This window comes from Roseimarinus sediminis, assembly GCF_050433125.1.
Lineage (GTDB): Bacteria > Bacteroidota > Bacteroidia > Bacteroidales > Prolixibacteraceae > Roseimarinus > Roseimarinus sediminis.
On sequence record NZ_JBNPXV010000003.1, the window covers coordinates 304,497 to 324,909 of the forward strand.

Genomic DNA, 20,413 nt, shown 5'->3' on the forward strand with positions numbered 1-20,413 from the left:
CGCTCCTAGTGCGCAATTCCCGGGTAGAAAAAATCGACGCCGCTTACATATTTCGAGTTTTTCGCCAAACGAAATGGCAGCAGTTGCGTCACCCTTGATGCTTCGTCGTTATATTCGTTATTGTATTTCATTTCGAGCACAAATTTGTCGGGCTCGGTTTTTCGGTTTTCCCATGAAATGCGCCGGTTAAAATGGAAATACTGTAGATCGGAATCAAGGGTAATCCTGAATTTACGATTGAAACTCTCGTAATAGCTGCGTGAATAACAATTTACCAATACCGGCTCAAGCCGTTTAAGCTGCTCCATCACCTCATCGGGCAAATCGCTGAGTGCAGCAACACGCAGCAGCCCTTCACGGTCGAGTGTTTCATTAATTTCGATGGGCTGCAAAGGATATGATCGTTTGATTCCCACCAGCCCTTTCTTGATCTTAATCTCGAGAATTGGCTGATTGGCCTTCCCATTCAATGCACCATACCAACGAATGCGGAATTTAACCCGATTGTCCTTACCATGATGATTATCGGCATAATACAGAAGAAGAGGCGTATCGAGATAAATGTTGTTTACCTGCCTCGAAGCATAGGTCGCACGAAAACATTCGGGATGTGCTTTTAACAGCAAGGCCGTTTTTGGCAGATCGGTCTTCTTACCTACAAATTTTCTTTCAAAACGGTAATTATCGAGTGTGGTATAGTTAGCGGGTTGTTGCATTAATATCCGTTGTTTTCGATAAACGAAACTTTTACTTCTGTTGAAATGGCAGCCAGTTCACGGTGCAATTCTTCCAACTGTTCTGTTTTCTTAACTTCAATCCACCACGAGGCTTCAATCATGCCGGCCGACTCATCATAACGGGTCAGTTTAGCTGCCGGGAGTACTTTATCGATGGCCGCTTTAATGACCGAAAGACGCACTTTGGAAGGATCGTCACTGCTGATATTCAGAAACAGGTTTTGCTTTTCGCTTTTGTTGGTAAGGAAATAGCGTACCCAAACAATCAGCAACAAAACACCAAAGGCCACCACCGTAACCAGGCGCTGATTGGCGCCAAAACCCAGCCCAACAGCAATGCTGAAGAAAAGATAGGAGAGCTCTTCGGGTTCCTTAATGGCTGCCCTGAAACGAACAATCGACAAAGCACCCACTAAACCCAGCGATAAGGCCAGCGATGATTTAACAATTGAAATAATCAGCATGGTAGTAAAAGCAATGATGACAAAGTTGGCTGCAAAAGCTTTTCGCCCCGACAATGAGCGGGCACAATAACTGTAGGTCAACGATAGTATCACCATTAATACGATTAGCAAGGCAGAATTGATCAGGAAATCAACAACCGACACCTGTGCATTTTCAGTGATCAGAAATTTTTGAAATAAGCTCCACTTGTCCATAATGTTTCAAAAAGGGTTTTTAATAAAATCGTTCAGCCACTTTTCGGGCCGATCCTTTGATGGTTTTGTTGTTAAATAACAATACTGACTGCTCTTCAATAAGATGCAGAAACATATTATCTTTAAAATCAGTGTTATTCACCTCGATGCGTGCTGCACCGTATTCTGGTTTTTTAACGTATGCCGACATGCCATAAACGTTGCCATTCACCTTACAATTATTTACAATAACTTTTGAACGGTCTTTTGAGGCAATGGCAATGTTCGCTCCGCTAATACTGGTATTAGTCACTCTCAATGTTGAACCTTCACCTCCACTTACCCCTTTATCGACTGCATCGGTAATAATACATTGATCAATCAGTATCTGGCTTCCTGAGAAATCGATGCCATCGTTTCCGGGACGGGTAAATTCGCAACGTGTAACTGTTCCGGTGCAAAAATCCGAATCGAAAGCATCGGCAAAGGTATCAGTAAATTTGCATCGCTCAACAAAAAAATCACTTCGAACCACATTCAGCGCATCGTCGCAGGCAATATTGTTCATAAATGTAACTTCTTCCATGTCGACATCAGCCTCGTAAAAACACACAGCTGCGGGCGTGAACCAACCGCCAAAGTTCAGGTTGCTTAAAGTACTAAATGTTACATGCTTTAGCTGTGAACGCTCACCAGCCTGAAAAATATTGAAGCCCCTGGCACTATGATCCTCCGAATGAATGAGTACTGGTCGTTCAATGGTTCCTTCTACGTACAGTGGAGAATAAGAAACAAAAGTGGCTGAATCGGTGATATTGATACTTGCACCAGCTTTGACAACTACCTGATATCCTGCCGGTATAATCACATGTCGGTTAATATTTACCCTTCCCTCAAAAATAAGCTGCTTGTTTTTCACTGTGTAAAAATCAGTCTGTGGAAACTTTACCGTAGCCTCCACCTGCTGTCTCGAACTGATACTGCGCGGTGCCGGCCAGGGATTTACCGGCAACAAAATGGTTTTTCCTGCTTCGGGGAAATGAACGGAAATCTCATTATAAGGCTGATCAATTTCAAAACGTGTTGCCTGATAGGGTTCAGCGAAAGGTGCGACCCGAAGCGGCTTTTCAAAGGCATTGTCAAAGATATCACTGCTCATTTTCCCGCTTCTCAGTTCAATTTCATCCCCGAAAAAGTTCTCCACCTCAAGAAAGTAACGGCCATCGCTGCTTCGGTCGAGATAAAGGTTTACCATGCGAACAACCAGTTGATCGTTGTATTTCTTATTTCGGTGCATGGGGTGATAATCCACCGAACGGGTCCTTCGATAAAATGAACTATCGGCCACAGCTTCCTTTAACTGTGGTAAATACCTGCTGATACTGTCGGCAAATGAAAAAAGATGGTCTGGGTTATAATGATAATAAGGAAATTCCTTTTGCAGTTGTTTCTCATCGTAACGCAGGGTCTCTTCCATCGTGGCAAGTTGGGAACGAACAAAGTTTTCGCTTCCCACCTTCGACATCCATTCGACATAGTGTTTCATGAACAAGCGGTCGCGAAAAGGCCAGAATTGAATTGCATCGTAGCTCCGTATAGGACCACTAACTTCCTCGAAAGTACTCAGGTAGGGTTCATAAGCGAAAGGAGTTCCTTCATAATAGCCTCCATCATAAGTAATGGGTTCGAGCCGGCACAATACAGGGTTGTAGTAAAAGCGAATATTGTGCCATGCCAGTCCGTGATGGGCCTGATTCAAGACATTTATTGCAAAAAAAGCTGCCAGCTTATCCACATCGAATATCGATGAAACTTCGGCTTTTCGATACTGAAACTGATGCATGAGTGCTTGTGCTTCGATGAACTCACGCTTCAACAGCGGATCTCCAAGAATGCTGTTCTGTTTAAAGGCCGTAATCATCGCTCCTTCGAAGAAAGGGATGTCGTAGCCTGTATCACTGTCATTATGATTCAGGTTGTTGGTGAGCCAGAACAGGGACTCGTCGAAACGTACAATCGGACCTTCACGTCGATTACTACTCTCAATCAGTTGTTTATCAAAATGCTCTTCCCAGGCGTAAATGCCATTGCTTTTTCCATTTTTATAAAGTGGAATAAAGCCATAACGCGTGGTTAACATATCATGGTTAAAAAGCATTTGATGAAGCACCCATTCATGCTGAAAGTTACGGGTTGGTGGTGTTTGAACAGAAAAGCTCTTCATGCCCCGCCATGCATAATCTGTTTTGGTTTTTATCCGGAAGGAAAGTTTGTCGCCCTGTACATGATCGAGCCAATCGCCCTTTAACCTGATTTTAGCTTCATAATAATCATCGTCGGCAAAAAACAGTGATTCAACATAATCATCATCGCCTACAATCAAAGTTCCTTCTTCGAAAGCCCGGTAACGGGTGGCATCGATGCTTCGCTGTGCCTGTTCATCATAATACAATTTCAAAGCACTGTCAATACTGTATTCAGGATAATCTCTTTCTGTTTTTCTTTCGATATAAAAATTATCGAAATAAACCGAATCGGCACCGTTATTCCATACATAGGCCGAAATGTTCTCTTTAAGATTTGCAGGAGCAAAAAACTCAAGAATTAGTTTTTCCCAGCCATTATCGGCTCGCTCGTACACCTTATCAGATGCCACGTAAAAACCATCGTTGGTGCTGGCCACAATCACTCCTTTATCATTGGTGCTTTTTCGCCATACTGTTAATCTGAAAAACTCATCGGGGCTGCATTGAGGAAACTGAATGGTAAAGCCAAAGGGCCTGTCTTTGGTCAGTTTCACGGAATAAGCGCCTTCCTTTGCCTGCTCATCACTTCGTGCTACGGTGTTTCGAAATAATATCGACGGGTGATAAGCATCGGTAAAATGGTCACCTTCCTTATTAAGGGTTTCGGCCGTACACAGGTACTCCCAGTCTTCACTCAGTAAGTTGACCTTATCAGGCCGACAGGAACTCAATATCAGTAAAAAAAGTAAGACGAGGTATGGTAAGCGAGCAATCATTACTGGTTCAATTTAGGGGCAAAAATAAAATTTTCAGGTAAATAATGGCCATACATCATCATTCAATAACTTTGTTTGTGTTGCTTTATTGCTGAAATCGTACTATTTTTCAAAAAGCATCCAAACAAGTGTATGTTATTTAAAAGAAAAAACGAATTATTCGAAAGTAAAGATTATAATTTGAAACAAATAGTCAAATATCTTTTCTTCTTCTATACCCTCCTTTTGTTTGCGGCATGCAACAAACACAAGGAAAAGGTAGAATATGCCTTCTTTACTGCCGGCCATGTATATGGTAATCCCAATGATTATCAGTATGGGTTCCATCCTCCACTCGACTCAGCCATTTCGTATCTGAACAACTACCCGCAAATGGCGCTGGGAATATTCACAGGCGACGTGGTTCCCCAACCCACCCAAGCCTACTGGGACTCATTGACTCTTGACTTGAACCGAATTAAAGTACCCAGATACATTACGCCCGGAAATCACGACCGTGGTCCAATTTTTAAGAATCGCTTTGGCAATGGCTACGATTCATTTTATCATCACAACGAATTGTTCATCCTGCTCAATCCCGACAACTGGAACATCGAAGGAGAACAGCTCCGTTTTTTAAAACAGACACTTTCGGAGAACAAAGACAGCAGTAACCTGATTTTCATTTTCATGCATGAGTTGATCTGGTGGAGTCCCGAAAACCGTTACAGCGACGTGATCATCAACTGGGCACCACACTACCCGGGCAGCACCAACTATTATGACGACATCGAACCGTTGCTTAAAAGTCTTCCCAATCAGGTCGTTTTGTTCGCGGGCGATGTGGGTTGTGCCGCTGACCGAACTCCCTGCATGTACGATCGAAGCGACAACATTACCCTGATTGCCAGCGGAATGGGAAGCGGTGACCGCGACAATCTGGTAATTACCGAAGTGATGGAAGATGGGAGTTGTCGCTTCAGGCTCATTCACCTCAACGGAAATGAACGGAATGGCATGGGTCAACTCGAAGATTACCAGGTTCCCCTAAATAAAAATGGAAGTTGACTCCTTAAAAAAATGACAGCTTTACATAGAAAATAAGTTGTTTTGAAAAGAACAACTGACATGACTGCTTTCCACTGCGAGCCAGAATTGAAGTCATCAGTTCTGCGCTCTGCACTATTTCTTCTTTCGTTCAAATATGCATTCATCATTCATCTTTTGTCTATCATCTTTTGTCTATCATCTTTTGTCTTTTGTCTATATTTCAAACTTGAATACTTAAACAAAATACCCTCGTCCTTGTTTCTTAAGCAAAAACACAACAAAACCATGGTAAAAATCACAAAGCACTCAGGTATTTATACACTCGAAGCAACACAGCGCCTGCCCATGCCCTTGCACGAAGCCTGGGATTTCTTTTCATCGCCGGCGAACCTGGCCCGTATTACCCCGCCCGAAATGGGATTCAACATCACTTCGGGCAATACTAAAAAAGCTTATGAAGGCCAGATTATCACCTACAAAATAGGGATTCTCCCCTTCGTCAAGTCGAACTGGGTAACAGAGATAACCAGGGTGAGGGAAAACGAAATTTTCATTGATGAACAGCGTTTTGGCCCCTATCGCATGTGGCATCATGAACATTGGTTTACAGCCGATGGCGATGGCACAATGATGTTCGACAAAGTAAGCTACAAAATACCTTTCGGGTGGCTGGGGCAGCTGGTGCATGCGCTTTTCATCAAAAGAAAACTCCGCCAGATTTTCACGTTCCGGCATCATACACTTCGGCGCTTATTTGGATAAGCAGCACAAAAAAACCTACCTTTACACGAAACAAAAGCAGCCAGCATGAACGAAGTAAAACTCTACCAGATTGACGCCTTTGCCGAAACACCCTTTTCCGGCAATCCGGCAGCAGTGGTTATTCTGGACCAATGGCCCGAAAAGCAAACGATGCAAAACATAGCCATGGAGAACAACCTTTCGGAAACGGCCTTTTTGGTTTCCGATGCCGACGGCTATGCCATCAGGTATTTTACCCCGCTTACCGAAGTAGAATTGTGCGGACATGCAACGCTGGCCTCGGCCTATGTGCTTTTTAACATACTGAACGACCCAAAGCCGCTACTTACCTTCACCACAACAAACAGAGGACAGCTTTTTGTAAGCCGGAAGAATGAAATTATTGAACTGGATTTTCCCTGCGACCAGATTGAAAAAACGGTAGCCGGCGAAGAGGTAATCAGCGCAATCGGTCTCCGGCCTATTGAAGCATACAAGGGTATTAGCGACCTGATGTTGGTTTATAATAATGAAGAACAAATAAGAAACATCAGTCCTGATTTTTCACTGTTGAAAAAAATCAATTTAAGAGGAATCATCATTACGGCACCAGGTATGGACTGCGATTTTGTTTCGCGCTTTTTTGCTCCGCACGAGGGAATTGATGAAGATCCGGTAACCGGTTCGGCTCATACCACACTTATTCCATACTGGCATATGCAATTGGGAAAAACAAAAATGACCGCGAAACAGTTATCTAAGCGCGGCGGCACCCTGTATTGTGAGTACGCCGGCAAAAGAGTAAAAATAGGAGGCAAAGCCCTTCACTATCTCACAGGAACCATTAGCGTTTAAACATTAAAAACTTCAAAACAAAAATGAGTCAGCGTAAAAGCGATCACATCAATATGGCAGCCAGCTCGGTACCGGCTTCTTTCATTTCGGATGAAAGATTTTACTACGAACCGCTGCTACATCCCCATCCGACCACAGAAATTACTGTCAATTTTCTGGGAAAAACCATGAGGCACCCGCTTTGGATTTCGAGCATGACAGGCGGTACTGCCGAGGCCGGAGTCATCAATCACCGGCTGGCCGAAGTAAGTGCCGAATTTGGACTGGGCATGGGACTTGGATCGTGCCGTTCACTTTTGCGAAGCGACGAATTTTTCGACGATTTTAACCTGCGCCCCATAATAGGTCAACAGCTTCCTTTTTATGCCAACCTGGGGATAGCCCAGATCGAAAAAATGCTCGACCGGGGTGAGGGTGAGCGCATACACGAACTGGTGAGTCGCCTTGGAGCCGACGGCCTGTTCATTCATGTAAACCCCAGCCAGGAATGGCTCCAGCCTGAAGGCGACCGCTTTCAGCGCCCTGCCATCGAAACCATCGAAGAATTTTCGCAAGTGGTAAATGGCGCCTACCACCTGATTGTGAAAGAAGTGGGTCAGGGCATGGGGCCTAAAAGTCTTGAAAAGCTGCTTGGCATGAACATCGACGGAATTGAGTTCGCTGCTTTTGGCGGAACCAACTTTGCTACCATCGAACTGATGCGCAAACGCGATGGTGAAGCTGCTCACCTTTATCCGCTGGCTACCTTCGGGCACAACGCCAACGAAATGACAGCCATGATTAACCGCATTGTCAGTCAACACCCCGAAATGAACAAGCAATTAATTGTTTCAGGCGGGATCAACAATTTTCTTGATGGCTACTACTACACCGAAAAATCGATGCTACCAGCAGTTTATGGTATGGCAGGTGCCGTATTGAAGCAGGCCAGGGTATCGAAACAGGCACTGGTCAATTTTATCAAAGCCGAAATACAAGGCTATCAGTTTGCAAAAGCCTTCCTTAGCCTCCGAGGATAAAAACAGTGCTGTAGCATGAGAAATTAAACCATTTCAGGTTTGTGATTAAGCGTTTACGATGAAGAACTTATTCAGACTACTTTTATTTCCACTTGCTTTTATCAGATTATTACTGGTTCTGATGGTCTCATTTTTCTTTCTTTTCATCGTTTACATAGAATATCGAATCAGTCTTCGCACCGGGAAATACCATTTCTGGTCGATGCGTAACTGGGGGAAGATAGTTTGTTGGATACTGGGAATTAAAGTTGAACACAATGCACCTCCCACCGGAGGCAAATACATCATCATGCCCAACCATACAAGCTATCTCGACATTTTGCTCATTGCCGCCTATTCGCCTTCGGCCTTTGTCGCCAAAGCCGAATTAAAATCGTGGCCCATTCTTGGGCAAACCCTCAAGGCCGGACACATCATCACCGTGAATCGAAAAGAACTAAGCAGCCTGCTCAACACCATGAAACGCATACGCGAATCGGTTGAAGGCGGCATGCCAGTGACTGTTTTCCCCGAAGGAACCACCAGCAAAGGGCCCGAACTGCTGCCTTTCAAAAACGGCAGCTTTAAAATTGCTGCCGATCTGAAAGTTGACATTGTCCCCTGTGCCATCGTCTACCACGACAAAGGAGATGTATGGATTGGTGATGATACTTTCATCGCTCACTTTTTCAGACAAATGTGGCAGCCGGTAAAAAAGGTTAAACTGTTTTACGGCACTCCGCTTCAATCGGAAGATTACCTACAACTAAAAACAGCTACCAGAAAGTCAATAGAACAACTACTCGAGCTTACACCGAAGAATTAAGCACCGCTATTTCTGAAAATAATAAACCATTTTTTGTGTCGCATGCATTAATAATCGACATAGCTACACATTACCACTCTTATTAATCATTATAAGCTTTGTTAAAACTTTTTGCTTTTTGTTAGCAAAAAACAAGAATTATTAACTTCTTATAATGTTCACATTGTATATTTTTGCCTTCGGATCTCACTTATATCCTTTAATTGTTATAACAGACAGAGACATTGTTTGGCCATCGAAATAAATAAACTACAACAATATTAACCAAACCATGATCGTTTAGAAAGCGAAAAAACTTAAACACTATTTCATATTAATACATTTTATCAAGCCTTTAAACTCTTAAACCAAACATTCAATGCGAAACGTATTTCCCCTCGTGTTCCTGTTTATGTTAATCACATTTGCAGTTCAGGCGCAGCGTTTTACCATCAGTGGCTACATTAGCGATGCCAATTCGGGTGAGCGGCTGCCCAATGCCAACCTTTTTGAAAAAAGCACCCTGCAAGGCACCTCGGCCAACAGCTATGGTTTCTTCAGTATATCGTTACCTGCCGGTGAGCACACACTGGTAACTTCCTACGTTGGTTATGCATCGCAGGAATTTCCGATAAAACTAAGCGGCGATCTCACACTGAACATCGAACTGGAAGCCAATACCGGTCAGCTCGATGAAATAACGGTAGTTGGCAACCAGCAAAACAAGGTAGAAGAAACCCAGATGAGCATGATTGACCTGCCGGTTCAGAAACTACAGAAAGTACCGGTCATTATGGGAGAAGCCGATGTGCTCAAGGTGATTCAGTTGTTGCCCGGAGTTCAGGGCGGTACCGAAGGCACCAGTGGTATTTATGTGCGCGGTGGTGGCCCCGACCAGAACCTTTTTCTGCTCGACGGGGTACCAGTGTACAATGCCGGGCACCTACTGGGCTTCTTCTCGGTTTTCAATCCCGATGCCATCAAAACAGTGAAGCTTTACAAAGGCGGCTTTCCTTCACGCTATGGCGGACGGCTTTCATCGGTAGTCGACATCAGCATGAAAGACGGAAACATGAAAGAGCTAAAAGGAGATTTTTCCATCGGCCTGATCTCATCCAAACTAACACTTGAGGGGCCCATTGTCAAGGACAAAACCTCATTCATGGTATCGGCCCGCCGTACCTACGTTGACGTTTTGGCCAAACCCGTTATCGCCTTTTTCAACAAAACAGAAGACACCAATGTAAAAGCAGGGGCCTATTTTCACGATTATAATCTGAAGCTGAACCACATCTCTTCAGAACGCAGCCGGCTTTACTGGAGTGGTTACCACGGACGCGACCAGGGATATGGTGGCGATGAATACGACAATGGATGGGGTGATAATGAAGTAACCCGTAAATACACCGACCAATTCGGGCTGGGCTGGGGAAATACCATTTCATCGCTGCGCTGGAACTACCTGATTAGCCCTAAACTGTTTAGCAATACAACAGTAACATACAGTCACTACAACTTCGACATGGAATACCTTTACCGCACCGAAGATGTTGTAGAAGAAAAGAAGGAAGAAGAGTATTTTAATTATTCGTCGGGCATCAGAGACCTGACTGCCAAAGCCGATTTCGATTATTTTGCATCTCCCAATCATGCAATAAAATTTGGCCTGGCCTACACCAATCATTATTTTACTCCCGGAGTAACGACGGTTAAGCTCGAAGACACCATGTACGAAGAAGCCAGTATTGACACCACCTTTGGAAACCGGAACATCAGGGCCAACGAACTGGCAGCTTACATTGAAGATGATATCACCATCGGGGCAAAATTGAAGTTGAATGCAGGCCTTCATTTGTCGACCTTCATTGTCGATAACGAAACCTTTGTCAGGCCACAACCCCGTTTGTCGCTGCGCTACAAAGGAGGCGAAAACTGGTCGGTAAAAAGCTCTTATTCGAGAATGGCCCAGCATGTTCACCTCTTAACCACTTCGGGCATTAACCTCCCCACCGATTTGTGGGTACCGGTTACCAAACGTTTCGAACCGCCAATAGCTGATCAGGTGGCGCTGGGAACAGCCATTAACTTCAACCATGGTGTGAATTTCACCCTCGAAGGCTTTTACAAGTCGATGACCAATCTGATTGAGTACAAGGACGGCGCTTCATTTATGGGAAGCGGCACCAACTGGGAAGACAAGGTCGAGAAAGGACGCGGCTGGTCGTACGGAATAGAGGCCATGCTTGAAAAAACCATTGGAAAAACTACAGGTTGGATTGGCTACACCTGGTCGAAAACCGAACGAAAATTTCCCAATATTAATTACGGTCAAACCTTTCCGGCTAAATACGATCGTCGTCACGATGTAAGCATTGTGTTAACCCACAAATTCAACGATCGCTTCGACATTGGAGCCACCTGGGTATATGGAACCGGAAACACCGCGACAGTTGGCTTTTCCCATTATCCGGTGGCACCAATTCCCAACAGTTGGGGATCGGGCAGCAAATTACGCCACTACAGCACACGCAACAACTACCGTTTGCCAGCCTATCAACGAATGGATGTCGGGATGAATTTCCACAAGCAGAAAAAACATGGCGTCCGCACCTGGAGCATTTCAGCTTACAACGCCTATAATCAGAAAAATCCTTTCATTATTTATTGGAAAGAAGACTACAACAATCCGGTGATTATTGAAGATGGGAATTACACCTATTACACTTACGAGAAGAAACTGGTTAAACTCAGCATCTTCCCCATCATTCCTTCTGTTTCCTATTCATTTAAATTTTAAGCCATGCGAAAATATATCTATCTGACCATCCTTTTTGCCCTTGTAGGTTTTGCCTGTACCGAGGAAATCGACTTTGAAAAAAGCCTGATCGACAAACAACTGGTTGTAAATGCCTTCATTACTCCCGATAGTTTATTTAAAGTACAACTATACAACAATGTAAGTATCAATCAGGCAAAGATCGAACCCTTGCGAAATGCGAATATTTTGCTTTTTGAAGATGGAAAGGAAGTAGAAACACTAAGCCCCGATTTCTATCTTACACCAACTTACAATTATAACAATGGTGAATTGGTTTATGATACCATCTATTTTTACTCGGGAAAGAATACCCGTGCCGTGGTGGGAAAAAGCTATGAAATAAAAGCCAGTCACCCCGACTTTGAGGACGCCATTTGCAGTACCACCATTCCTTATCCTGTTCAAATAGAAGGAATCGATACCAGTTCTAATCATGTTAGCAGCGAATATGAAGAAAGGATTGAATTCAAATTCAAACTAAAGTTCACCGACCCGGCAGACACAGAAAACTATTATCGGCTTGTGATTAAAGAAACAATGGGGAAAGAAGGATACACTGTGATAAATGAGGCAGACACTTCTTATTTTATCAACATAAGTTCAAGTAGTTACAGTTATTTCAACTCGAACGATCCGGTTTTCACCTACGAAAACAGCGACGCCAGCAGCCCCATTCTGGGAGGAATCTGGAACGATTATGGGATATTTTCTGATGCCATGATTCAGGGTGAAAACTATGAAGTAAGTTTTAGTCAGTCGACTGGCTACTATGGCTATTGGGGCAACAAGGAAAAACCCAAACTATTAAATAAAGACAGAGGTGAATTTTACTCTTACACCATCTATCTTCAAAGTATTACCCGCGATGCCTATCTGTACATGAAGTCGATCGATGCGCAAAGTTATTACAACGACATTCCCTTTGTTGAACCTGTTACCATTTACTCCAATGTAGAAAATGGGCTGGGAATCTTTGGAAGCTACTCCTCTTCAAGCATCCAGACCACTTTTGGTGAATACCCTATGGAAGGCATTGAATACCGATAACTTTTTTCACTATTTGGACACCAAAGGCAGACTGTCGCTTTTAGCAGGTCTGCCTTTATTTTTCCTGATTCGTTCCAGCATATCACTTAGCAGGAATTCTTCAAAAGTGAAAGGGTCACACAACATTTTCAATTTTCCGGGAACAAAAATGGCTGTTTCGTATCGTTAGTAACAGCCATTTTTCAATATAAACTTTATTTTGCCACAATTGTAATGCTTTGCCCCTTTAGTCCGTGTGAATGCGCGCTCACCGTAAAGGTGCCGCTTACTCCTTTTTCAGCACTTACAATGGCCAGTGCCAGCCCGTTAAAGGCCTTCCTTACAGCCGAAGGAAATTCAGTCATATCGGTAGGATCGCCGTTATCGGTGGCCAGCAACACACCTGTTCCTTCAATCTTTATTTCTATTTCATTATCGGCATCAGGCACCACCCGGCCTTCGGCATCCAGCAATGTTACGGTAATGAATGAAAGATCTTTTCCATCGGAAGCAATGGTGCTGCGATCGGCTTCGAGCTGAAGTGCAACAGGGTCTCCGGTAGTTTCCACCACATCTTCGGCCCAGCTGTTTCCGTTTTTGTACACAAGCACCTTCAGGGTTCCCGGCGCATAACGAACATTGTCCCAGCGAAGCCGGTATTCATATGCTCCTTTTTTCTTTCGCCCCAGCGATTCGCCATTCAGAAAAAGCTCTGCCTCGTCGCCCGAAGTGAAAACATGCACCGGCGTTACCTGGCCTTCTCTTCCGGGCCAGTTCCAGTGTGGCAGGATGTGCGCCATCGGATAATCGGGGCGCCAGTAGCTTTGATACAAATAGAAGCGTTCTTTAGGAAAACCTGCCAGGTCGATCAACCCAAAATACGAACTGCGCGCCAGGTAATAAGGGGTGGGTTCACCCAGATAATCCCAGCCACTCCATACAAAACCACCAGCCACAAAGGGATGCTGATCGAGTGAACGAAACACCTTGTCGGCCGATGAGCCGAAAGGAGCCGTGTACAACTCGTAGGCACTCACATGCAGCTTTACGGGATCGCCGCCGGTAGTATCACTCACCGGCGCACTGATGCCGCTGGTAACAGGAAAGACAAATTCACCCCGGCTGCTCACTGCTGCCGCGTTTTCACTGCTAATAATTAATTTTTCAGGCAATGCTTTGTGAAAATCGGGATACAATGGTTCAGTGTTGATGCCTTTTAAATGAGCATAAGCCGGTGCATTTCGTATGCCTTCACCCTGATAGTTCAGGCTGATCAAATCCATTACGGCAGGCAGGGGCATGTGCGGTTTTGCATAATTAAACGAGGCTGTGGTCGGACGCGTGGGATCTTCATCCTTTGCAATCGTATGCAAACGCTTACCAACTTCAGCTCCTGCTTCACCGGTGTACTGCTCTCCCACTTCATTGCCGATGCTCCATGCAATGACCGAAGGATGATTGCGGTCGCGGCGAATGAACGAGCGGGTATCGGCTTCATACCATTCAGGAAAAATCAGGTGAAAATCGAGTGGTGTTTTCTTTCTTTCCCACACATCAAATATCTCATCGATTACCAGAAAGCCCATTTTATCGGTCAATTCGAGCAACTCAGGAGCTGGTGGATTGTGTGCTATACGGATGGCGTTGGTACCCAGTTCGCGCAATACTTCGAGCTGACGTTCGGCTGCACGGTAATTCCAGGCTGCTCCCAGCGCACCCAGGTCATGATGCTGATTGACTCCTTTCAAAATAATGTGCTCACCATTCACGAAAAGCCCTTTTTCAGGATCGAAGTTTAACGAGCGAATTCCAAACTGTGTTTCGTGTCGATCGGCTATTTCACCATTGGTTTCGAGCCGGCTAACTGCTACATATAAATTAGGTTCCTGATTGGGTAGTGGCCCCCAAAGCTTTGGATTTTCAATACTTCCCTGAATAAAGGCTTTTGCTCTTTGACCCTTCTTTACTTCCACTTTAAGCGGACCAAGCTTTAATACCGGCTTGCCCTTTTTGTTTCCCTTCTCATCCAGTTCAAATATTTCGGTGTAAAGCGTAACTTCTCTTGCTTCCGTTTCGTCGTTAGCGATGTCCACTTCAACATTCACTTTTGCCGAATTAACAGTAACATTGTCGGTGCTAATGCAGGTTCCCCACTGAGCAATGTGCACTTTATTGCAGGTAATGAGCCACACATTGCGGTATATGCCACCACCGGGATACCAGCGTGATGAGTTGGGAGGATTGTCGATGCGAATGGCCAACTGGTTGTCGCCACCAGGTTTCACCCAGGGTGTGAGGTCAAGTTGAAATGAATTATAACCATAAGGCCAGCCTCCCACAAGCTTACCGTTGAACCACACCATGGCGTATGACATGGCTCCATCCACTTCGAGAAAGACCGACTTAGCGGTATCGCTTTCAGAAATGATTATTTTTTTGCGGTACCATGCAACTCCATGGCTAGGCAAACGTCCCATGCCACCGCCCACTTCGGCATCCCAACCTTCGAGAAAGGGACCGGCAATGGCCCAGTCGTGCGGCAAATCGAGCTGCTCCCAGCTACTGTCGTCAAAGTCATTCTGAACAAAGGGAAAATCACTTCCGGGATTTCCTTCCGGACGGGAATAATGAGCGGCACTATCTTTTATGAACTCATTGGCTGTTGGGAGAATCCAGGGCTTCAGCACTTCGCGGTCGACTACCAGCTCAAGGGCTTCGGTGGGACGAGAGTCGGCGTCTTTGTCATCCTTGTAATCGATGTCGCCCGGCTTTACATCATAAATGAGTTCATCGGCAACTGCCATGTTCTCATACCTGAAAAAATGCCAGCCCTCGTTGATCAATTCCCGCTTTCGCGGTGATTCAATACTGGTACTGTTATCCTGCTTACATCCTGGTAGCATGAACAGGGAAAAGAACAGAAGAGTGAGCAAAACAGAAGGGTACACGCGTAAGTTCATCATTGGTGATTTGTTGGTTAGACCAATTTGTATTCAGGGCATTTGTTTTATTATCCAGACCAATTGACCCTGATAAATAACAAAGATAGAATTTTCGGTGAAACATCTTTACGTTAGGCTCTTTACAGCATCTCTTAAAACATTCATTCAACAAACAGGCAGTTGCCCAATCGAACAACTGCCTGTATAATTGACATTTTTACCCTTAAATTACGCCTTCATCCAGGCCAGAGCTGAGTCGAGATCCTGGAAATGTTTATTCACAACCAGGCTACTTCCACTCTTGCTATCGACATTCTTTACAAAGTTGTCGACCGACATTTGTGAGAAAATATACGATGGAACGATGATGGCATGCTTCATTGGGCCATGTTCCTTTGCGTGCGCCAGACAGGCATTGGCACCATGTTCATTTCCTTTTGGATTCAGGCCCTTGTGCAGCCTGGTATCCAGAATAAGATTTTTTGCCCCTTTTTCCACCATCAGATGGAGGGTCTTGTCGAGCAACTCTACAAAAAGATCGAAATCGGTAAACCCGTCCCAGGTTTCGAGGATACACGACAGCTGAGGATAATACGTCAGTCTGAGTCGCGGATGTTCAAAAATTACTTCTTTTTCCATACCACTTTTTACAATTGTTTAAATACATAATAATTTGCTTCCGGCTTCCAATTCAAGAATCGGAATACCAGAATTACCCTGTTTATAAGTGATTCAAATTTTACCCTGTTAATTTGAAGTTCAGGCAAGGTATGAAAAGAAAGGAAACAAACAAATGTTCAATAAGAGATTTTTATGAAACAATTTCTAACGACATGCTTGCACCTACCCGCACGAAGGTCCACACTTATCACTTTTGAATGTACGCATTAAACTAAAAAACAAGGGGCCTTACTTATATTTTCAGACAGCTCCGAAATCCTCTGGCTGCGTAATACGATTCAGCACCATTATGATAAAAGAATACTCTTCCGTAACGCCGGTCTCCAAAAACAGCACCACCGGCAGCCCTCACATCATCAGATGTAAGTACCCAGCTCGAGGTTTTGGTATCAAAATTACCAAGCTGTTGCAAAAACATATATTGTGTTTCGTTCAGCAGTTCAACACCAAACTCATTGGCCATTTTCACAGCACTGCTGCGTGGTTTATTTGCTTTTCGCGATTCGAGTGCAAGTTGGTCATAACACAGGCTTCTTCTTCCTTTAGGGCTCTCCGGTGAACAATCGAAAAAAAGAAATTCATCGTCCGACTGATTGTAAGCAACAACATCGGGTTCTCCACCGCTTTCTTCCATTTGAAGCAGCGACCAGAGTTGATGGGGCATCGAATTTAAACGGTCTTCAATCTTATTCCACTTCATCTCGTTATGCCTGTGCATGTTGTTTTCAAAGCGATGCTTTAAAATCTCCAGCAGGTTTTTTATTTGCGCTTCTGAAAGATTTTTTGCTTGTTTTGTTGCCATGGCTGGTAGTTTTAATAAACAGGATGGATTCATCCCCAAAGTTATCCCCCTTTAAACAAGAAGCACAATCCGATGGTTCAAAAAAAAAATGCTGTCCGGAGAGTTGGTTTTTATGAAAGACATCAACCCTGACACTCCGGACAGCACAATCTAAATTATATTATCAAGCCAATCTTACCAGGTGTATCTTACTCCAAGAGCAGCACCCCAGCCAAAACCGTTGTCATATCCTACAACATCGATCATTGGTCGGGCATCCATACTAATAAGTATCGGGGCTCCCAGTTCATTAAAGTCAAATTCCAAACCCAATGATAGATTCCGGCTACAAACATGTCGTTATAATTTCGATAGCCCTTGAAGCCTAAGTCAAGTTCCAATCGATTGACATCTCCAAAGGCTTGTTGATACGAAATTTCGGCGCCGTTTATATTTCCGTCACCTCCAAAACGCAAACCGATGGCGTGAGGATTTACCTGGGCTAAAGAAGATAAACTAATACTCATAAACACTGTAATGATAATTACCAGCTTTTTCATTTTGTCAAATTTAAGTTCTCCTACTCATATGGATTTTCAGTATCGCCCCGTTTTTTTTGTGGTTTCTGGTCTCCACGCTTAGTTTAACAATGGTCAAAAACGCAGAAAACAATTCATTAAATTATTCCTTGTTTTTGACCAACACCCATTTTCTCATCTTAAACACAACATTTATAGTTATGAAATGTTGAGATAAAGCCCAGATCAACATTCATCGTAATAAACGAGCAGAAAAGAAAAATGTTTTTTAACCCGCATGATGACTTTTTTTTGATGAAAAAATTGGGTTAATTAAGCAATAAAAACGATTCTAAAAGATAGTTGTTTGAACTAACAGGCCCAGGTTAAACGATGAAATAACCGGAAAAAATCCGAGGGTGAAAACTAATGCATACTCTTCATAAAAACGTATCGCATTCATTCTATGTCATCCCCCGTAGCGTTCCTATCTCTGAATGGCGCTCTCCATCCTTTGTACGGCTTGGGCTAAAATTTTTCCTTTCCCTGCGTACTTTAAAGAAGCATCTTCAAATACCTCCCTGTTACAGAGTGCTCGCACTTGACCAAATCTTCGGGCAAGCCCTCAAAAAGCAGTGCTCCTCCACTTTTGCCACCCCCGGGGCCCATGTCGATAATCCAGTCGGCATACTTGACAATGTCGAGGTTATGCTCAATAATAATCACTGTGTTATTATTGTCTACCAGCGATTTTACAATTTTGTAAAAATTATCGATGTCTGACATATGCAGCCCGGTGGTGGGTTCGTCCATAATGTAGATCTTACCTTCTTTTTTAAGCTCAGTAGCTATTTTCAGTCGTTGTGCTTCGCCGCCCGAAAGCGAGCTTAACGATTGTCCCAGTTTTAAATAGCCCAAACCGACCTTTTGCAGCAGCTCTAGATGTTTATTTATTTTGGGAACTTCAAAAAAATTGAAAGCCTGGTTGATGGTCATGTCGAGCACTTCGGCAATGTTATTTCCTTGGTATTTCAATTCCAGCACTTCGGCATGGTAGCGCTTGCCTTCGCATTCATCGCAAAGGGTTTTAACCGAATCGAGGAAATGCAGTTCAAATGTTACCAGGCCCTGTCCGTTACACTTAGGACAGGCTCCTTTCGAGTTGAAGCTGAACAGCGATGCTTCACTTTTTGTAGCAGCAGCAAACGCTTTCCGTATAAAGTCGAACACCCCGATAAACGTAGCAGCGTTGGCGCGCGACGACTTGCCAATGGGCGACTGATCGATTACAATGGCTTCGGGATGCTTCTTTGCAAAGCATTCGTGAATAAGACTGCTTTTACCACTACCTGCAACGCCGGTAACGCAGGTGAGCACACCCTTTGGAATCTTTACCGATACATTTTTCAGGTTGTTGGCCGAAGCATCTTTGATTTCGAAAAACGATGTGACAGTTTTCCGTTTGAATGTTGGCTTTTCTTTCCGATGAAGGTATTCAGCAGTAATGCTTTCTGCAGCAGCCAAACCCGAAGGTTCGCCATTGTACACTACCTTGCCGCCAAACTTTCCGGCACGTGGCCCCATGTCCACAATCCATTCGGCTGCGCGAATAATTTCGGGGTCGTGCTCGACCACGAATACCGAATTGCCTCGCTCTTTCAAACGGAACAGAATGTTCATCAAATTTTCAGTATCGCGCGGATGCAGACCAATGGAAGGCTCATCGAGCACGTACAGCATATCCACCAGGTTGCAGTCCATTTGCTTCGACATTTTTACCCGCTGAGCTTCGCCACCCGAGAGTGTTCCCACCGCCCGATCGAGTGAGAGATATCCCACACCAATTTCAATGAGTTGCTGAAGCAGAAATTGCGCTTTTCGTAAAACCGGACGAGATATTTCGTCGTCGATGGCCTGAACGTAAGGCAGCACATCATTCAATTCCATATTGCATATTTCGGCTATGCTCAAACCGTTAATGTTTACTTTTCGGGCGCGCTCGTTCAGTCGGGTGCCGTCACATTCTCTGCAAAGCTGATAGTTGAAGAATTTAGTATATGCGTTTTTTGCATCATCGGCTGTTTCATCGTCGGCACGCGTGGCAACAGCTTTTTCGAGCTTGCGGGCAATGCCTTCAAAGTTTCGCTTGTACGAAAGCTTTTCTTTGGCGTTTTTGATGGCAAAAGGTTCGGAATACAAAAGCAGCTCCAATTCTTCGATGGAATAATCTTTCAACGGTTTTTCGACATCCACCACATCCAAACTCACCAGTTCTTTCCACATAAACGAGCCCGGTTTATAGTGCGGATGCAGAATGGCTCCATCGCGGATCGACCACTCTCTGTTCAAAAACAAATCGAGATCGATTTTAATTTGCTTGCCAAGGCCCTTGCAATGCGGGCACATGCCTTCGGGGTGATTAAACGAAAAATAAAACGATGGACCGATCAATGGTTTTCCCACGCGCGAAAAAAGCAAACGCAGGTAAGTATTGATCTCGGTTGCAGTTCCTACCGTACTGCGCAGGTTGTTGCCCATTCGTTTCTGATCAATTACGATAGCTGTGGAAAGGTTCTGAATATCATCAACATCGGGGCGCGACAACTTGGGCATGCGGGTGCGGGCAAAGGTTGAAAAGGTTTCGACCAGCTGTCGCTGTGCTTCGGTATAAATGGTGTCGAACAAGAGCGATGATTTCCCCGAACCCGAAACACCGGTGAAAACTACCAGTTTGTGTTTGGGGATATTAATGTCGATGTGTTGCAGATTGTTGGTGTGTGCATTTTTTACAATGATGTGGTCTCTGTTCATGGCTTTTGAAT

At 44.3% G+C, this 20,413-nt stretch carries 15 protein-coding genes; 7 read left to right on the forward strand and 8 right to left on the reverse strand.

The genetic code is table 11. The annotated features are described in order from the left end of the window. Nucleotides 1-5: 5 nt before the first annotated feature. From FHS86_RS05895 to FHS86_RS05905, 3 genes are read right to left on the reverse strand one after another with little or no spacing between them, the layout of a single operon-like run. On the reverse strand, nt 6-716 hold the full coding sequence (locus FHS86_RS05895) for a polyphosphate polymerase domain-containing protein (protein WP_429412045.1): 711 nt from the start codon (nt 714-716) through the stop codon (nt 6-8). After that, entirely contained in the window at nt 716-1,396 is a 681-nt protein-coding gene (locus tag FHS86_RS05900; RefSeq protein ID WP_429412046.1) for a DUF4956 domain-containing protein, read from the reverse strand. The genes FHS86_RS05895 and FHS86_RS05900 overlap by 1 nt, the downstream gene beginning before the upstream one ends. Nucleotides 1,397-1,415: 19 nt before the next feature. Then, nucleotides 1,416-4,397 carry a right-handed parallel beta-helix repeat-containing protein gene (locus tag FHS86_RS05905; protein ID WP_429412047.1) on the reverse strand — a complete coding sequence of 994 codons (2,982 nt, stop codon included), beginning with the start codon at nt 4,395-4,397 and terminating at the stop codon, nt 1,416-1,418. A gap of 180 nt (nt 4,398-4,577) precedes the next feature. Between FHS86_RS05905 and FHS86_RS05910 the strand changes: the two genes are divergently transcribed. The 7 genes from FHS86_RS05910 to FHS86_RS05940 all read left to right on the forward strand — a co-directional run bounded on the left by FHS86_RS05910 (nt 4,578) and on the right by FHS86_RS05940 (nt 12,690). Beyond that, the gene (locus tag FHS86_RS05910; protein WP_429412048.1) at nt 4,578-5,444 is read left to right on the forward strand and encodes a metallophosphoesterase family protein; all 867 of its coding nucleotides are present in this window, start codon (nt 4,578-4,580) and stop codon (nt 5,442-5,444) included. Nucleotides 5,445-5,711: 267 nt separating this feature from the next. Then, nucleotides 5,712-6,188, forward strand: a complete 477-nt coding sequence (locus FHS86_RS05915) for an SRPBCC family protein (RefSeq protein ID WP_429412049.1) — start codon at nt 5,712-5,714, stop codon at nt 6,186-6,188. Between the two features lie 45 nt (nt 6,189-6,233). Continuing rightward, nucleotides 6,234-7,022: a PhzF family phenazine biosynthesis protein gene (locus FHS86_RS05920; RefSeq protein ID WP_429412050.1), complete on the forward strand. Its 789-nt coding sequence runs from the start codon at nt 6,234-6,236 to the stop codon at nt 7,020-7,022. A gap of 23 nt (nt 7,023-7,045) precedes the next feature. Beyond that, nucleotides 7,046-8,041 (forward strand): beta/alpha barrel domain-containing protein, encoded by a 996-nt coding sequence (locus FHS86_RS05925; RefSeq protein WP_429412051.1) that lies wholly within the window; start codon nt 7,046-7,048, stop codon nt 8,039-8,041. Nucleotides 8,042-8,099: 58 nt separating this feature from the next. After that, complete coding sequence (locus FHS86_RS05930) at nt 8,100-8,846, forward strand: lysophospholipid acyltransferase family protein (protein ID WP_429412052.1); 747 nt, start codon at nt 8,100-8,102, stop codon at nt 8,844-8,846. A gap of 358 nt (nt 8,847-9,204) precedes the next feature. Next, the gene (locus FHS86_RS05935) at nt 9,205-11,622 is read left to right on the forward strand and encodes a TonB-dependent receptor (protein WP_429412053.1); all 2,418 of its coding nucleotides are present in this window, start codon (nt 9,205-9,207) and stop codon (nt 11,620-11,622) included. A gap of 3 nt (nt 11,623-11,625) precedes the next feature. After that, a complete protein-coding gene (locus FHS86_RS05940) occupies nt 11,626-12,690 on the forward strand; it encodes a DUF4249 domain-containing protein (RefSeq protein ID WP_429412054.1) in 1,065 nt (354 codons plus the stop codon). A gap of 194 nt (nt 12,691-12,884) precedes the next feature. Here FHS86_RS05940 and galB read toward each other — a convergent pair whose 3' ends face one another. The 5 genes from galB to FHS86_RS05965 all read right to left on the reverse strand — a co-directional run bounded on the left by galB (nt 12,885) and on the right by FHS86_RS05965 (nt 20,402). Next, on the reverse strand, nt 12,885-15,632 hold the full coding sequence (galB, locus tag FHS86_RS05945) for a beta-galactosidase GalB (RefSeq protein ID WP_429412055.1): 2,748 nt from the start codon (nt 15,630-15,632) through the stop codon (nt 12,885-12,887). A gap of 207 nt (nt 15,633-15,839) precedes the next feature. Then, a complete protein-coding gene (locus tag FHS86_RS05950; RefSeq protein WP_429412056.1) occupies nt 15,840-16,250 on the reverse strand; it encodes a hypothetical protein in 411 nt (136 codons plus the stop codon). Between the two features lie 274 nt (nt 16,251-16,524). Further along, nucleotides 16,525-17,094 (reverse strand): DUF4256 domain-containing protein, encoded by a 570-nt coding sequence (locus tag FHS86_RS05955; RefSeq protein ID WP_429412057.1) that lies wholly within the window; start codon nt 17,092-17,094, stop codon nt 16,525-16,527. Between the two features lie 242 nt (nt 17,095-17,336). Then, on the reverse strand, nt 17,337-17,633 hold the full coding sequence (locus FHS86_RS05960) for a hypothetical protein (protein WP_429412059.1): 297 nt from the start codon (nt 17,631-17,633) through the stop codon (nt 17,337-17,339). A 513-nt stretch (nt 17,634-18,146) separates the two neighbouring features. After that, nucleotides 18,147-20,402 carry an ATP-binding cassette domain-containing protein gene (locus tag FHS86_RS05965; RefSeq protein WP_429412061.1) on the reverse strand — a complete coding sequence of 752 codons (2,256 nt, stop codon included), beginning with the start codon at nt 20,400-20,402 and terminating at the stop codon, nt 18,147-18,149. Nucleotides 20,403-20,413: the final 11 nt, after the last annotated feature.

Coding starts and splice junctions, on each gene's coding strand:
- FHS86_RS05895 (WP_429412045.1), bottom strand. CDS start 716: ATGCAACAACCCGCTAACTATACCACACTCGATAATTACCGTTTTGAA.
- FHS86_RS05900 (WP_429412046.1), bottom strand. CDS start 1,396: ATGGACAAGTGGAGCTTATTTCAAAAATTTCTGATCACTGAAAATGCA.
- FHS86_RS05905 (WP_429412047.1), bottom strand. CDS start 4,397: ATGATTGCTCGCTTACCATACCTCGTCTTACTTTTTTTACTGATATTG.
- FHS86_RS05915 (WP_429412049.1), top strand. CDS start 5,712: ATGGTAAAAATCACAAAGCACTCAGGTATTTATACACTCGAAGCAACA.
- FHS86_RS05920 (WP_429412050.1), top strand. CDS start 6,234: ATGAACGAAGTAAAACTCTACCAGATTGACGCCTTTGCCGAAACACCC.
- FHS86_RS05925 (WP_429412051.1), top strand. CDS start 7,046: ATGAGTCAGCGTAAAAGCGATCACATCAATATGGCAGCCAGCTCGGTA.
- FHS86_RS05930 (WP_429412052.1), top strand. CDS start 8,100: ATGAAGAACTTATTCAGACTACTTTTATTTCCACTTGCTTTTATCAGA.
- FHS86_RS05935 (WP_429412053.1), top strand. CDS start 9,205: ATGCGAAACGTATTTCCCCTCGTGTTCCTGTTTATGTTAATCACATTT.
- FHS86_RS05940 (WP_429412054.1), top strand. CDS start 11,626: ATGCGAAAATATATCTATCTGACCATCCTTTTTGCCCTTGTAGGTTTT.
- galB (WP_429412055.1), bottom strand. CDS start 15,632: ATGATGAACTTACGCGTGTACCCTTCTGTTTTGCTCACTCTTCTGTTC.
- FHS86_RS05950 (WP_429412056.1), bottom strand. CDS start 16,250: ATGGAAAAAGAAGTAATTTTTGAACATCCGCGACTCAGACTGACGTAT.
- FHS86_RS05955 (WP_429412057.1), bottom strand. CDS start 17,094: ATGGCAACAAAACAAGCAAAAAATCTTTCAGAAGCGCAAATAAAAAAC.
- FHS86_RS05960 (WP_429412059.1), bottom strand. CDS start 17,633: ATGAAAAAGCTGGTAATTATCATTACAGTGTTTATGAGTATTAGTTTA.
- FHS86_RS05965 (WP_429412061.1), bottom strand. CDS start 20,402: ATGAACAGAGACCACATCATTGTAAAAAATGCACACACCAACAATCTG.